The following is a 12,851-nucleotide window of genomic DNA, read 5'->3' as shown; positions in this document are numbered from 1 at the left end:
GGAGCGCACGTGGACGACGTCCTGGCAAGAGCCGGCATCTTCCAAGGAGTCGAGCCCTCAGCGGTAGCGGCGCTGACCAAGCAGCTGCAGCCTGTCGACTTCCCCCGCGGACATGTCATCTTCAACGAAGGTGAGCCCGGTGACCGCCTGTACATCATCGTTTCCGGCAAGGTGAAGATCGGCCGCCGCTCGCCGGACGGCCGTGAGAACCTGCTGACGATCATGGGCCCGTCCGACATGTTCGGTGAGCTGTCCATCTTCGACCCGGGTCCGCGTACGTCCACCGCGACCACGGTCACCGAGGTCCGTGCGGTCAGCATGGACCGCGAAGCGCTCAAGGCGTGGATCGACCACCGCCCCGAGATCGCCGAGCAGCTGCTGCGGGTTCTCGCGCGCCGTCTGCGTCGTACCAACAACAACCTGGCCGACCTCATCTTCACCGACGTCCCCGGTCGTGTCGCCAAGGCGCTGCTGCAGCTCGCACAGCGGTTCGGCACCCAGGAGGCGGGCTCGCTGCGCGTCACCCACGACCTCACGCAGGAAGAGATCGCCCAGCTAGTCGGCGCTTCCCGCGAGACGGTCAACAAGGCGCTCGCCGACTTCGCGCACCGCGGATGGCTGCGCCTCGAAGGCAAGAGCGTGCTGATCTCCGACTCCGAGCGCCTGGCACGTCGCGCACGGTAGTCCCCGCATCCACGACGTCGGCCACCCCCTCACGGCGAGGGGGTGGCCGACGTCGTTGTGCGGTCAGTCGAGGCTGCGCAGGTACGCGAGCTGCACGTTGACGGACTTCTCCGCCACCGGCCACAACTTCGGGTCGACGTCCGAGTAGACGTGCTCGACCACCTCGCGGACCGTGGGGGCGCCGCCGAGCGCACCGAGCGCGGCCCGCACCTGGTCGAGTCGCTCCTCGCGGTGCTCGAGGTACTGCTGCGCCACGACGTTCAGGTCGGGCAGTTCCGGTCCGTGGCCGGGCATCACCCGGTGTCCGGTGCCGAGGTCCAGCAGCCGGCGCAGCGACGACAGGTAGTCGCCGAGGTCGCCGTCCGAGTCGTCGAGCACCGTGGTGCCGCGGCCGAGGATCGTGTCGCCGGTGAGGACGGTGCCCTCACCTTCCACGGTGAAGGACACGGAGTCCTTCGTGTGCCCGGGCGTGGCGATCACTGTGAGGGTGAGCCCTGCGACGTCGATGGTCTCGCCGTCCACGAGGGGTTCGCCGCCGCCGCGGAGGAACTCGGGGTCCACCGAACGCACGGGCGCGCCGGTGAGTTCGAAGAACCGCTGCACGCCCCCGGTGTGGTCGAAGTGACGGTGGGTGATCAGCGTCAGCGCGACCGGTCCGAGTGCGGCGACGCGGGCGAGGTGCTCCTCGTCGGCGTCACCCGGGTCGACCACCACACACTTGTCCCGGCCCGGCGCACGCAGAATCCACGTGTTGGTGCCGTCGAGCGTCATCATGCCGGGATTGTCCTCGAGCATCACCGAGACGATCGGGGTGACCTCCCGCACCTGGGCGTAGGCCGGATGGGCAAGAGTCATGGCACTACGACTCCGGTTGCACTTCGGCGATGAGTTCCACCTCGACGGGGGCGCCGAGCGGCAGTTCCGCGACACCGACCGCCGACCGGGCGTGGGCGCCCGCGTCCCCGAACACCTCGCCGAGGAACTCGGAGGCACCGTTCACGACGCCGGGCTGTCCGGTGAATCCCTCGGCGGAGGCGACGAATCCGACGACCTTGACGATCCGCACCACCGAGTCGATGCCGACGAGGGCGTCCACCGCCGCCAGCGCGTTCAGAGCGCACGCCCGGGCCGCGGCCTTGGCGTCCTCGTCCGACACGCCGGCGCCGAGCTTGCCCGCGATCGTCAGCTTGCCCTCGACGATCGGCAGCTGCCCGGACGTGTAGACGTAGTTGCCGGTGCGCACGGCGGGCACGTAGGCGGCCACCGGCGGGACAACGGACGGCAGCGTGATGCCGAGTTCGGTCAGGCGGGCGGACCAGTTCTGTGTCTGCGCCACGGCCGTCAGCCCTTCGGACGCTTCAGGTACGCGACGTGCTGCTCACCGGTGGGTCCGGGCAGAACCGTCACCAGTTCCCAGCCGTCGGTGCCCCACTGGTCGAGGATCTGCTTGGTCGCATGTGTGAGCAGCGGAACGGTGGCGTACTCCCAGGAAGTCAATTCACTCATGCCGGTGAGCCTATCCCCCGCACATCCCGGCTCCCAGACTTATAGGCTCGACCCCGTGGTTGCATCCCCAGACCAGCTCACCCCGACGTGGCCCGAGAAGGCCGCGCGGGCCCGGCTGCACTTCGTGTCCGGAAAGGGCGGCACCGGAAAGTCCACGGTGGCCGCCGCGTTGGCGCTCGCCCTGGCCGAGGGTGGGCGCCGCGTGCTACTGGTGGAAGTCGAGGGCAGACAGGGGATCGCTCAGCTCTTCGACGTGCCCCCGCTGCCGCCGCAGGAGACGAAGGTCGCGGCCGCCGAGGGTGGCGGGGAGGTCATGGCGCTGGCCATCGACATCGAGACCGCGTTCCTCGAATACCTCGAGATGTTCTACAACCTCGGGTTCGCGGGCCGCGCGATGCGCAAGTTCGGCGCCATCGAGTTCGCCACCACCATCGCACCGGGCCTCCGGGACGTGCTGCTGACCGGCAAGATCAAGGAATGCGTGGTGCGCTCCGACAAGTCGGGTAAGCGGGTGTACGACGCCGTCGTCGTCGACGCCCCGCCGACCGGGCGGATCGGCAACTTCCTCGACGTGACGAAGGCGATGGCCGACCTCGCGAAGGGCGGGCCGGTGCGCTCGCAGAGCGAGGGCGTGGTGCGCCTGCTGCACTCCGACGAGACCGTCGTCCACCTCGTGACCCTGCTCGAGGCGCTGCCCGTGCAGGAGACCACCGACGCCGCAGAGGAACTGGCCCGCGCCGACCTGCGGCTGGGCACCGTCGTCGTCAACCGCACCAGCCCGCAGTTCCTGCCCGCCGACACCCTCGCCGACGTCGCGAAGGGCCGCATCGACGCCGAGGCCGTCCGGGCCGGACTGCAGAAGACCGGGATCACCCTGGACGAAGAGAATTTCGCCGGGCTGCTCACCGAGACGATCGAACACGCGTCCGTCCTCGAAGCGCAGGAGGAGAGCGCCGGAGCGCTCAGCGAAGTGGACGGGGCGCGGCTGCATCTGCCGTCCCTCGCCGACGGTGTGGACCTGGGCGGGCTGTACGAGCTCGCGGAATATCTGACGGAACAGGGTGTCCGATGACCCAGACAGCTGAACACGAGCGTCGCCGCACCGCCTCCGCACTCGACGTCGCGGGGATTCTGGAGAACAGGGCAACGCGGATCGTCGTATGTTGCGGAGCCGGCGGCGTCGGCAAGACCACCACGGCCGCGTCGCTGGCACTGCGCGCGGCGGAGCAGGGACGCAAGGTGGTCGTGCTGACCATCGACCCGGCCCGCCGGCTCGCGCAGGCTCTCGGCGTCGCGGAACTCGACAACACGCCGCAACCGGTGCAGCTCGGACCGGACGCGACGGGCGAACTGCACGCCATGATGCTCAACATGCGCCGCACGTTCGACGAGATGGTGATCGAGCACTCCACGCCGGAGAAGGCGGAGCAGATTCTCGCGAACCCCTTCTACCAGACCGTCGCCAGCTCGTTCTCGGGGACGCAGGAGTACATGGCGATGGAGAAGCTGGGGCAACTCGCCTCCAGCGACGAATGGGATCTGGTGGTCGTCGACACGCCACCGTCGCGCAACGCCCTGGACTTCCTCGACGCACCCCAGCGCCTGGGCGCCTTCCTCGACGGTCGCATGATCCGGTTGCTCACCGCGCCCGGCCGCGGCCTCACCCGGCTCGTCACCGGCGCGATGGGCCTGGCGCTGCGCGGCGTGTCCACCATCGTCGGCAGCCAGATGCTGTCGGACGCCTCGAGTTTCGTGCAGTCACTGGACTCGATGTTCGGCGGATTCCGGGAAAGGGCAACGCGCACTTACGAATTGCTCCGGCAGCCGGGAACGAAGTTTCTGGTGATCGCCGCAGCGGAACCGGACGCGCTGCGCGAGGCGGCATTCTTCGTCGACCGGCTCGCAGGCGACGCGATGCCGCTCGCGGGCCTCGTCCTGAATCGGACGCACCCCACTCTCAGTTCCCTGTCGGCCGATCACGCGGTCACTGCCGCCGACCAACTCGGGGACCAAGACCCCCTCACCGCCGCTGTGCTGCGAATCCACGCCCATCGGGCGGTGATCGCCAAGCGTGAGGTCCAACTACTGAGCCGGTTCACGGCAGCCCACCCTCGGGTACCGATCGTCGGCGTGCCCTCGCTGCCGTTCGAGGTGTCGGACCTCGAGGCCTTGAGAGCGGTAGGCGACCAGCTCACCCGGACGAGCTGATCAGCCCGCTACCGGAGAACCGGTCACCCGCCTGTGTTCTTCCTTACTGCGAATCCGATCCCGCATCTCAGACAGCGGACTGGTGCTGCCGCTGAGCCTCGAAGAAATCGGACCATGATTCCACCTCGGGGTGCTGCTTGAGCAACGCCCGGCGTTGACGTTCCGTCATGCCACCCCACACGCCGAACTCGACACGATTGTCGAGTGCATCGGCTCCGCACTGCATCAATACCGGGCAATGCCGGCAAATGGTTGCGGCCTTGCGCTGTGCTGCACCGCGTACAAAGAGTTGATCGGGATCGACTTCCCGGCAACGGGCCTGGGTGACCCAGGCGATTCGCGCTTCTGCTTGCTCGACGTCCAGACGGCTGGTTGGGGTGGTCATGTGCATTCGTTTCCCCTCTTCGAGTCTGCGCAAACCCAGCGCGTAGCACGCCGAGGCTGCACCACATAAGCGATGGGGTGTTATCTCCATCACACTGTTCCAACAATTTAGGTAAAGAAACCGCCACGCGCAAGACGAAGAACACGCTTTTTTGGTACGGCCGTCCATACCCCGTGCTCAGGGCATTTTCCGGGCCGAATTCTGCGCCCAACCAGCGCACCCTCAGACCCCACGTAGTCTGTAGATCGTGTCGATTGCAAAAACAGTGGGGAAGCTCGCAGGATCCTCCGCCTTGGCAGGAGTGCTCCTCGCCGGCGTGATGTTTCCGCTCGCCGGAGGCTTCGGTTACGCCTCCAACAGGGCGGCTGACACCGTCGACAACGTCTCCGCCGAACTGGTCGAAGGAACGGTCCCCGCGGTCTCGACGATGGTCGACTCCGCGGGCAATCCCATCGCATGGCTGTACGACCAGCGCCGCTTCGAAGTCCCCAGCGACAAGATCTCCAACGAGATGAAGCTCGCCATCGTCTCCGTCGAGGACCGCCGGTTCCCGGAGCACAAGGGCGTCGACTGGCAGGGCACGATGCGCGCCTTCCTGACCAACACCACGAGCGGTGAGGTGCAGCAGGGCGCGTCGACACTCGACCAGCAGTACGTGAAGAACTACCAGCTGCTCGTCGTCGCCAAGACGGACGCCGAACGGCGGGCCGCGATCGAGACGACACCCGCCCGCAAGATCCGCGAGATCCGGATGGCGCTGACGCTCGACAAGGAACTCACCAAGGACGAGATCCTCACCCGGTATCTCAACCTGGTGCCGTTCGGCAACGCCTCGTTCGGCATCCAGGACGCCGCCCAGACGTACTTCGGCATCGACGCGTCCGAACTGAACACCCAGCAGTCCGCGATGCTCGCGGGCATGGTGCAGTCCAGTTCGGCGCTGAACCCGTACACGAACCCCGAGGGCGTCCTCGAACGCCGCAACGTGGTTCTCGACACGATGATCTCGAGCATCCCCGAGCGCGCCGCCGAACTGCGGGCGCTCAAGGAGACGCCCCTCGGCGTGCTGCCCGAACCCAACCGGCTGCCCCGCGGGTGCATCGCCGCAGGCGACCGCGGATTCTTCTGCGACTACGCCCTGCAGTACCTGGCCAACGCAGGCATCAGCCGCGAGCAGATCGACAAGGGCGGCTACCTGATCAAGACGACGCTCGACCCCGCGGTGCAGGCGTCCACCAAGGCGGCGCTCACCGCGAAGGCCAGCCCCGGCCTCGACGGCATCGCCAACGTCATGAACGTGGTCCAGCCCGGCCAGGATTCACACCGCATCCTCGCGATGGGCAGTAGCCGCACCTACGGCCTCGACGCGAACGCCAACGAAACCGTCCAGGCCCAGCCGTACTCGCTGGCCGGTCACGGCGCCGGGTCGATCTTCAAGATCTTCACGACGGCCGCCGCCATGGAGAAGGGCCTCGGCACCAACGCCGTCCTGGACGTCCCCGGACGGTTCGAGGCCCGGGGCATGGGTAGCGGTGGTGCCCGCGGATGCCCGGCGGCCACGTACTGCGTCGAGAACGCGGGCAAGTACCCGGCGTCGCTGTCGGTGACGGACGCGCTCGCGCAGTCGCCCAACACGGCGTTCGTCAAGCTCATCCAGGCCACCGGCGTCGCCCCCACTGTCGACATGGCGGTGCGGCTGGGGCTGCGCTCGTACGCCGACCCCGGCACCTCCGGATTCGACGACCGCAGCATGGCGGACTTCCAGAAGGATCAGAACCTGGGTTCGTTCACCCTCGGGCCCACCTGGGTCAACCCGCTGGAACTGTCGAATGTCGCGGCAACGCTCGCGTCGCACGGCAAGTGGTGCCCGCCCACCCCCATCGATTCGGTCTTCGATCGTGAAGGCAAGCCCGTCTCGGTCACGCAGCAGGCCTGCGAGCAGGTGGTCGAACCCGGCCTCGCGGACACCCTCGCCAACGCCATGAGCAAGGACGACAAGCCAGGCGGCACGTCGGCCGGGGCCGCGGGCAGTGCCGGCTGGACGCTCCCGATGTCGGGTAAGACCGGAACCACCGAGTCCCACATGTCGTCGGGCTTCCTCGGGTTCACCAACAACTTCGCCGCCGCCGTCTACGTGTTCGGCGACTCGCCGACACCGGGCGAGATCTGCTCGGGCCCGCTGCGGCCCTGTGGTGACGGAAATCTCTATGGCGGTAACGAGCCCGCCCAGACGTGGTTCGCCGCGATGAATCCCGTCGCCAACAACTTCGGGCCGACGACGCTGCCGCCGATCGACCAGAAGTACGCGCGGGGTTCGCAGAACGGTCAGGTTCCGGACGTCACCGGGCTGAGCCAGTCGGCCGCGACATCCCGCCTGCAGGGAGCAGGATTCACCGTGAACGCGATCACCACCGCGTCGCAGGTCGCCAAGGGGACGGTCACGAGCTCGGCGCCGTCGGGTTCGGCGATTCCGGGGTCGACGATCACGATCTACGTCAGCGACGGATCGGTGAAGGCCGCTCCCCCGCAGGCCCCGGCTCAGGGAATCCCCGTTCCGCCCATCCAGCTGCCCGGCCTGCCGCCGATCCAGCTGCCGCCCATACCCCGGTAACCACAGGTGAGTGGGAAAGTGTGCAGGCGCACGCTTTCCCACTCACGTGGGGGTCAGAGGCGGGACTTCACCGCGTGCGAGAGCCGTGAACCGTCCGCCTTGCCGCCCGCGAGTGCGCCTGCGGCCTTCATGACCTGACCCATCTGACGCATGCCGGGACGCTCACCGATCTCCTCGGCCACCTGGGCGATGGCGGTGTCCACGACGTCGACGAGTTCGGCGTCCGTCAGCGGCGTCGGCAGGTACTCGTCGATGATCTGCGCTTCGGCCCGCTCCTGCGCTGCCAGCTCACCCCGGCCGTTCTCGGTGTAGATCTCGGCGGACTCGCCGCGCTTCTTCGACTCCTTCGCGAGGACCTTCAGCACCTCGTCGTCGGTGAGTTCGCGGGCTTCCTTGCCGGAAACCTCTTCGGTCTGCACGGCGGCCATCAGCATGCGGATCGTGGCGGTGCGCAGCGAATCCTTGGCCTTCATGGCGGCCGTCATGTCGGAGCGCAGTCTTGCTTTCAGTGAATCTGGCATGGGCGAAACGCTACGCGCCCCGATTCGGCCACTGCATCTCGATTGCGCTCATCAGTATCCTGGAAGAGTGTCTGACGAGTTCCGCACGAACCTGACCCGCGCCGCCCTGGGTACGGCGGGTGCCGCCGCCCTCGGCATCGGCTACGCCTCGCTCATCGAGCGCAATGCGTTCGCGCTGCGTGAGGTCACGATGCCGGTGCTCGAACCCGGGTCGTCGACGCTCCGCGTGCTGCACATCAGCGACCTGCACATGATGCCCGGACAGCGGCTGAAACAGAACTGGCTGCGGGAACTGGACAACCTCGACCCCGACCTCGTCGTGAACACCGGCGACAACCTGTCGCACCAGCGGGCGGTGCCCGCCGTGGTCCAGGCGCTGGGGAATCTGCTCGCCCGCCCCGGACTCTTCGTGTTCGGCAGCAACGACTACTTCGCACCGAAGCCGAAGAACCCGTTCGAGTACTTCCGCAAGGACCGCAAGCGCATCCTCGGCGAGCCGTTGCCGTGGGGCGACCTGCGCGCCGCGTTCACCGAACGCGGCTGGTTCGACGTCACGCACGTGCGCCGCGACCTCGAGGTGTCGGGGGTCCGGATCGCGTCGGCCGGGGTCGACGATCCGCACCTCCAGCGCGACCGGTACGACACCATCGCCGGCCCGCCCAATCCGCTGGCCGATCTCCGGCTGGGCATCACCCACTCGCCCGAGCCGCGGGTTCTCGATCGGTTCGCGGACGACGGGTACGACCTGGTGCTGGCCGGCCACACGCACGGCGGTCAGCTGTGCCTGCCGTTCTACGGCGCGCTCGTCACCAACTGCGACATCGACCGCTCGCGGGTGAAGGGGCCGTCCAAGTGGGGGGCGCACACCCAGCTGCACGTGTCCGCGGGGATCGGGACGTCGCCGTGGGCGCCGGCCCGCTTCTGCTGCCGCCCCGAGGCGACGCTCCTGACGTTGGTCCCGGCACAGCGCGGCGGCTCGGACGCCGACACCGCGCGGGCTCGCGCCGAGTCGTCGGAGAGCAGCGTTTTACGCAATTGACCAGGGGATTTAATGGTGACTGGTTGGGTAATGTAAGCTAGCCGAGGTTCAACACGGGGTGTGGCGCAGCTTGGTAGCGCGCTTCGTTCGGGACGAAGAGGTCGTGGGTTCAAATCCCGCCACCCCGACAGTGTGAGACACGCAGAAGAGGCCTCGACCGGTTCGCCGGTCGAGGCCTCTTCTGCGTGGTGGGGGCGTTTTCCGGTAGCCGGACCCCGCCACCGTTCCTCCAATACCTCAGGCTAGCCTCACCTCATGTCATCGAGGCTCTACGTACGCGCCGGGCTGGTCGCCCTGGCCAGCGTCTTTCTCGCCGCCTGCGGCACCACCGACACCGGATCGACCACCGGCAACACCGACGTCGCCACCGGCGGCCGCCTGTTCGCCACGGCGGACGCCGAGACCGCCAAGCTCGGCACCGACGCCGAACCGGGCGTCTTCCCCCGGACCATCACCCATGCGCTCGGCGAAACCGTCATCGAGAAGAAGCCCGAACGGGTGATCGTCCTCGACGGCGGCGAACTCGACGACGTGCTGTCTCTGGGAATCACGCCCGTCGGACTGGCCAGCCCGGAGAGCGCCGCCGGACAGCCGTCCTACCTGGCCGACAAGCTCGCCGGAGTGCCGGACGTCGGGACCACCAACAACCTGAACCTCGAGGCGATCTCCGCACTGCATCCCGATCTGATCCTGGGCAGCAAACTGCGCGCCGACAAGCTGTACCCGCAGCTGTCGTCGATCGCGCCGACCGTCTTCGGCATCCGCCCCGGATTCCCGTGGAAGGAGAACTTCCTGCTCGTCGCGGACGCCCTGGGCGAGGAGACCAAGGCGGAGGGCGTGCTCAACGCCTACCAGGCCCGCGCGGACGAGGTCCGGGAGTCCATCACGGACGAACCGACGATCTCGCTGGTCCGGTTCATGTCCGGCAAGATCCGCCTGTACGGCAACCTGTCGTTCATCGGCGTCATCCTGCAGGACGTCGGACTCCCGCGCCCCACGGTGCAGAACATCGACGAACTCGCCGTCGAGGTCAGCCAGGAGACGATCGGCGAGGCGGACGCCGACCGGATCTTCTACTCCAGCTACGGCGCGCCCGAGACCACCGACGAGTCGACCGTGGTCGGTGGACCGCTGTGGAATCAGATGCAGGCGGTGAAGGACGGCAAGTCCGTGCACGTCAACGACGAGACCTGGTTCCTCGCGCTCGGACCCACCGGGGCGATGCTCGTCCTCGACGACCTCGAGAAGATGCTCGCAGCCTGAGTCACCTGAGTCACGTCGGCGCCTGATTCACTTCGGGGCGGGGACGAATGCGTCGTAGATTGCCTGCGGCGCACCGTCGACGGCCCAGATGACCATGAGTCCGACGGCCACCGTCAGGGCGGGCCCGAGCACGATCTTCTCGAAGGGCCCGCCCGCCCGGATGGACAGGAACGACGGGAGCCGGAACTCCCACCACCGTTCCTTACCGAGCGTGAGGAACGGCGCGAGGAAGGGGACGCCCTCCTTGGTGATGGCGTCCCCGAGGCAGTGCGTCGCGCAGCCGAGGGCCACGGCGACGCCGAGCCCGGTGGAACCGGCCTCGGTGGGATACGACTGCCAGGTGAGCGCAGACAGCACCGCGGCGACCGCCGAAACCGCCAGCCAGCCTTTTTCTTTGGCCAGCTCACCGGCCAGCCCGCGCAGGGCCAAGCCGAGGCAGACGAACAGCGTCGCGATGATGGCGGGCTTGCCGAACTGGACGACGAGCGCCGACACCCCGGCCCCGATGCCCGCCGCGAACAGGGCGGTGTGGGTGAGCGTGCGGTGCCCACCACGCCGCTTGCCGTCGCGTTTGCCCTTGGTGATCGTGTAGAAACACAGCGACACCGCGTCGACACCCTTCGCGACGACGCTGCTGACCGGACCAAATGACCGCGACACCGTGGACTGGCTCGTGTCGAGGTCCGGGAGCAGCGCCGCCCCGGCGCACACCGCCGCGAACGTGAACGTCTCGGCGGTGGACGTGGGCCCACCCCAGTCGAGCGGCAGCAGATCTGCCACCGCCAGACCGACGGCCGCACCGGACATTGCGTGGGTGGGACCCATCACCATGGAAGACAGCACCTTTCGACCCCGACTCGGGACACGGTCATCCGAGCCGGTGTCCTGACACCGCTCAACCTAGCAACAACATCCGACACACCCGTCACACCCCCGTGAGTACTTGTTAACCGCCGGCGGTTAATAAGTACTCACGGGTGCGAAGCACATGAGGGATGATGGAATCGTGCGCTACGTCCAGTCGGGCGAAGGAGGGTCGTCGTGGAAACTGTGGTGGTTTTCGTTCTCGCGTTGCTGGTCTATTGGTGGGGCCTGCTCTGAGCCTGCCCTACCGACGACATCAGTTCTGGCTCTGCCCTTCCCGGACACCGATTTCCACTCGCTTGCCCAGGTCGGGGTCGACGCTCTTCCAGTAGTCGAACACCCGGAGCAGAACCGGTTCGCTGACACCGCCGAGTGCGTGACCGACGATGTTGCTGACCAGGCGGTCGCGTTCGTCGTCGCTCAGGACCTCGCGGACGAGGGTGCCCGCCTGCGTGAAGTCGCCGTCCTCGGCGTGCTCGACGTAGCCGGCGCGCACGGACTCGCCGTCGAACGCCCAGAGGCCTTCGTCGCCCGCGAGCGACGCGTCGGCGTGCGGGCCGCCGTACGAGTTCGGCGCGTACACCGGGGTCTCGGGCGAATTGGTGGCGTACCGCATCGCGCCGTCCTGCGAGTACGAGTTCACCTGGTTCTTCGGGGCGTTGACCGGCAGTTGCGCGTAGTTGGCGCCGATGCGGTACCGGTGCGCGTCGGCGTACGAGAAGACCCGTCCCAGCAGCATCTTGTCGGGTGAGAAGCCGATTCCCGGAACGACATTCGACGGTTCGAACGACGCCTGCTCGATCTGGGCGAAGAAGTTGTCGGGGTTCCGGTTGAGGGTCCACTTGCCGACCTCGATCAGCGGGTAGTCCTTCTGCGACCACACCTTGGTGAGGTCGAACGGGTTGAACCGGTAGCCCTCGGCCTCGTCGACGGGCATGACCTGGACCTTCAGCGTCCAGCTGGGGAACTCGCCGCGGGCGATCGTGTCGTACAGGTCGGCGCGGTGATGGTCGGGGTCGGTGCCGGCGAGGGTGTCGGCCTCGTCCTGCGTGAGGAACTCGATGCCCTGGTCGGTCTTGAAGTGGTACTTGACCCAGAACCGCTCGCCCTCGGCGTTGACCCACTGGTACGTGTGCGAGCCGAAACCGTCCATGTGCCGCCACGTCTTCGGGATGCCGCGGTCACCCATCAGCCAGGTCACCTGGTGCGCGGACTCGGGCCGCAGCGTCCAGAAGTCCCACTGCATGTTGTGGTCGCGCAGACCGGATCCGGGCAGCCGCTTCTGCGAGTGGATGAAGTCGGGGAACTTGATCGGGTCCTTGATGAAGAAGACGGGCGTGTTGTTGCCGACGAGGTCGTAGTTGCCGTCCTCGGTGTAGAACTTCACGGCGAATCCGCGCGGGTCGCGCCAGGTGTCGGGGCTGCCCTGCTCGCCTGCGACGGTGGAGAAGCGCACCAGCGATTCGGTCTTCGCGCCGGGCTGGAACAGCTTGGCCTTCGTGTAGCGGCTCACGTCGTGGGTGACGACCAGTTCGCCGAACGCGCCGGCGCCCTTCGCGTGGACGACGCGCTCCGGGACGCGCTCCCGGTTGAACTGCGCGAGCTTCTCGACGAGGTAGTGGTCGTGCAGCAGGATGGGGCCCTGGGGCCCGGCGGTGAGCGACTCGTTGTCGCTGGCGACGGGGATCCCGGCGTTGGTGGTGGTCGCGCGCTGAGTTTCAGGCATGGCAAAGCCTCCAGGTTGCAATCGGGTGAGGGTGTATCGGCGGG

At 67.6% G+C, this 12,851-nt stretch carries 13 protein-coding genes and 1 tRNA gene; 7 read left to right on the top strand and 7 right to left on the bottom strand.

Features of this window, described 5'->3' with window-relative positions; translation table 11 throughout:
- The first annotated feature begins 9 nt into the window (after positions 1-9).
- Entirely contained in the window at positions 10-684 is a 675-nt protein-coding gene (locus CA951_RS13185) for a Crp/Fnr family transcriptional regulator (protein ID WP_005256089.1), read from the top strand.
- 63 nt (positions 685-747) lie between these two features.
- Here the strand turns inward: CA951_RS13185 and CA951_RS13180 are convergent, their stop codons facing one another.
- From CA951_RS13180 to CA951_RS13170, 3 genes are read right to left on the bottom strand one after another with little or no spacing between them, the layout of a single operon-like run.
- Positions 748-1,539 carry an MBL fold metallo-hydrolase gene (locus CA951_RS13180; RefSeq protein ID WP_087557262.1) on the bottom strand — a complete coding sequence of 264 codons (792 nt, stop codon included), beginning with the start codon at positions 1,537-1,539 and terminating at the stop codon, positions 748-750.
- Between the two features lie 4 nt (positions 1,540-1,543).
- Positions 1,544-2,020, bottom strand: coding sequence for a RidA family protein (locus CA951_RS13175; RefSeq protein ID WP_087557261.1), 477 nt, complete (start codon positions 2,018-2,020; stop codon positions 1,544-1,546).
- Between the two features lie 5 nt (positions 2,021-2,025).
- Positions 2,026-2,190: a DUF4177 domain-containing protein gene (locus CA951_RS13170; protein ID WP_005248493.1), complete on the bottom strand. Its 165-nt coding sequence runs from the start codon at positions 2,188-2,190 to the stop codon at positions 2,026-2,028.
- A 55-nt stretch (positions 2,191-2,245) separates the two neighbouring features.
- Here CA951_RS13170 and CA951_RS13165 point away from each other — a divergent pair, with 55 nt between their 5' ends.
- Both CA951_RS13165 and CA951_RS13160 read left to right on the top strand, forming a co-directional pair.
- Positions 2,246-3,262, top strand: a complete 1,017-nt coding sequence (locus CA951_RS13165; RefSeq protein WP_087557260.1) for an ArsA-related P-loop ATPase — start codon at positions 2,246-2,248, stop codon at positions 3,260-3,262.
- Positions 3,259-4,398 (top strand): ArsA family ATPase, encoded by a 1,140-nt coding sequence (locus tag CA951_RS13160; protein ID WP_087557259.1) that lies wholly within the window; start codon positions 3,259-3,261, stop codon positions 4,396-4,398. Before CA951_RS13165 ends, CA951_RS13160 begins: the two co-directional genes overlap by 4 nt.
- Before the next feature lie 67 nt (positions 4,399-4,465).
- On the opposite strand, the gene CA951_RS13155 is transcribed toward CA951_RS13160, so the two are convergent.
- Positions 4,466-4,789, bottom strand: coding sequence for a WhiB family transcriptional regulator (locus tag CA951_RS13155; protein ID WP_005248496.1), 324 nt, complete (start codon positions 4,787-4,789; stop codon positions 4,466-4,468).
- Positions 4,790-5,048: 259 nt separating this feature from the next.
- Between CA951_RS13155 and CA951_RS13150 the strand changes: the two genes are divergently transcribed.
- A complete protein-coding gene (locus CA951_RS13150) occupies positions 5,049-7,394 on the top strand; it encodes a transglycosylase domain-containing protein (RefSeq protein ID WP_087557258.1) in 2,346 nt (781 codons plus the stop codon).
- 53 nt (positions 7,395-7,447) lie between these two features.
- Here CA951_RS13150 and CA951_RS13145 read toward each other — a convergent pair whose 3' ends face one another.
- Entirely contained in the window at positions 7,448-7,915 is a 468-nt protein-coding gene (locus CA951_RS13145; protein WP_005248498.1) for a GatB/YqeY domain-containing protein, read from the bottom strand.
- Between the two features lie 67 nt (positions 7,916-7,982).
- On the opposite strand from CA951_RS13145, the gene CA951_RS13140 reads away from it, so the two are divergent.
- The 3 genes from CA951_RS13140 to CA951_RS13130 all read left to right on the top strand — a co-directional run bounded on the left by CA951_RS13140 (position 7,983) and on the right by CA951_RS13130 (position 10,217).
- A complete protein-coding gene (locus CA951_RS13140; RefSeq protein WP_087557257.1) occupies positions 7,983-8,954 on the top strand; it encodes a metallophosphoesterase in 972 nt (323 codons plus the stop codon).
- Between the two features lie 54 nt (positions 8,955-9,008).
- Positions 9,009-9,082, top strand: a tRNA-Pro gene (locus CA951_RS13135).
- Between the two features lie 127 nt (positions 9,083-9,209).
- Positions 9,210-10,217: an ABC transporter substrate-binding protein gene (locus CA951_RS13130; RefSeq protein ID WP_087557256.1), complete on the top strand. Its 1,008-nt coding sequence runs from the start codon at positions 9,210-9,212 to the stop codon at positions 10,215-10,217.
- A gap of 27 nt (positions 10,218-10,244) precedes the next feature.
- On the opposite strand, the gene CA951_RS13125 is transcribed toward CA951_RS13130, so the two are convergent.
- Positions 10,245-11,048: a metal-dependent hydrolase gene (locus tag CA951_RS13125; RefSeq protein WP_087557255.1), complete on the bottom strand. Its 804-nt coding sequence runs from the start codon at positions 11,046-11,048 to the stop codon at positions 10,245-10,247.
- A gap of 289 nt (positions 11,049-11,337) precedes the next feature.
- Positions 11,338-12,807, bottom strand: a complete 1,470-nt coding sequence (locus CA951_RS13120) for a catalase (RefSeq protein WP_087557254.1) — start codon at positions 12,805-12,807, stop codon at positions 11,338-11,340.
- Between the last annotated feature and the right edge of the window lie 44 nt (positions 12,808-12,851).

The sequence above is a fragment of the Rhodococcus sp. NCIMB 12038 genome (assembly GCF_002165735.1).
Taxonomy (GTDB): Bacteria; Actinomycetota; Actinomycetes; order Mycobacteriales; family Mycobacteriaceae; genus Rhodococcus_F.
The sequence above is the reverse complement of the archived record's forward strand: the minus strand, read 5'-3'. Positions and strand labels throughout refer to the sequence as shown.

What these genes read in the sequence shown, in the direction of transcription:
- CA951_RS13180 (WP_087557262.1), bottom strand. Translation starts at nt 1,539, where the DNA reads ATGACTCTTGCCCATCCGGCCTACGCCCAGGTGCGGGAGGTCACCCCG.
- CA951_RS13170 (WP_005248493.1), bottom strand. Translation starts at nt 2,190, where the DNA reads ATGAGTGAATTGACTTCCTGGGAGTACGCCACCGTTCCGCTGCTCACA.
- CA951_RS13160 (WP_087557259.1), top strand. Translation starts at nt 3,259, where the DNA reads ATGACCCAGACAGCTGAACACGAGCGTCGCCGCACCGCCTCCGCACTC.
- CA951_RS13155 (WP_005248496.1), bottom strand. Translation starts at nt 4,789, where the DNA reads ATGCACATGACCACCCCAACCAGCCGTCTGGACGTCGAGCAAGCAGAA.
- CA951_RS13145 (WP_005248498.1), bottom strand. Translation starts at nt 7,915, where the DNA reads ATGCCAGATTCACTGAAAGCAAGACTGCGCTCCGACATGACGGCCGCC.
- CA951_RS13130 (WP_087557256.1), top strand. Translation starts at nt 9,210, where the DNA reads ATGTCATCGAGGCTCTACGTACGCGCCGGGCTGGTCGCCCTGGCCAGC.
- CA951_RS13125 (WP_087557255.1), bottom strand. Translation starts at nt 11,048, where the DNA reads ATGGTGATGGGTCCCACCCACGCAATGTCCGGTGCGGCCGTCGGTCTG.
- CA951_RS13120 (WP_087557254.1), bottom strand. Translation starts at nt 12,807, where the DNA reads ATGCCTGAAACTCAGCGCGCGACCACCACCAACGCCGGGATCCCCGTC.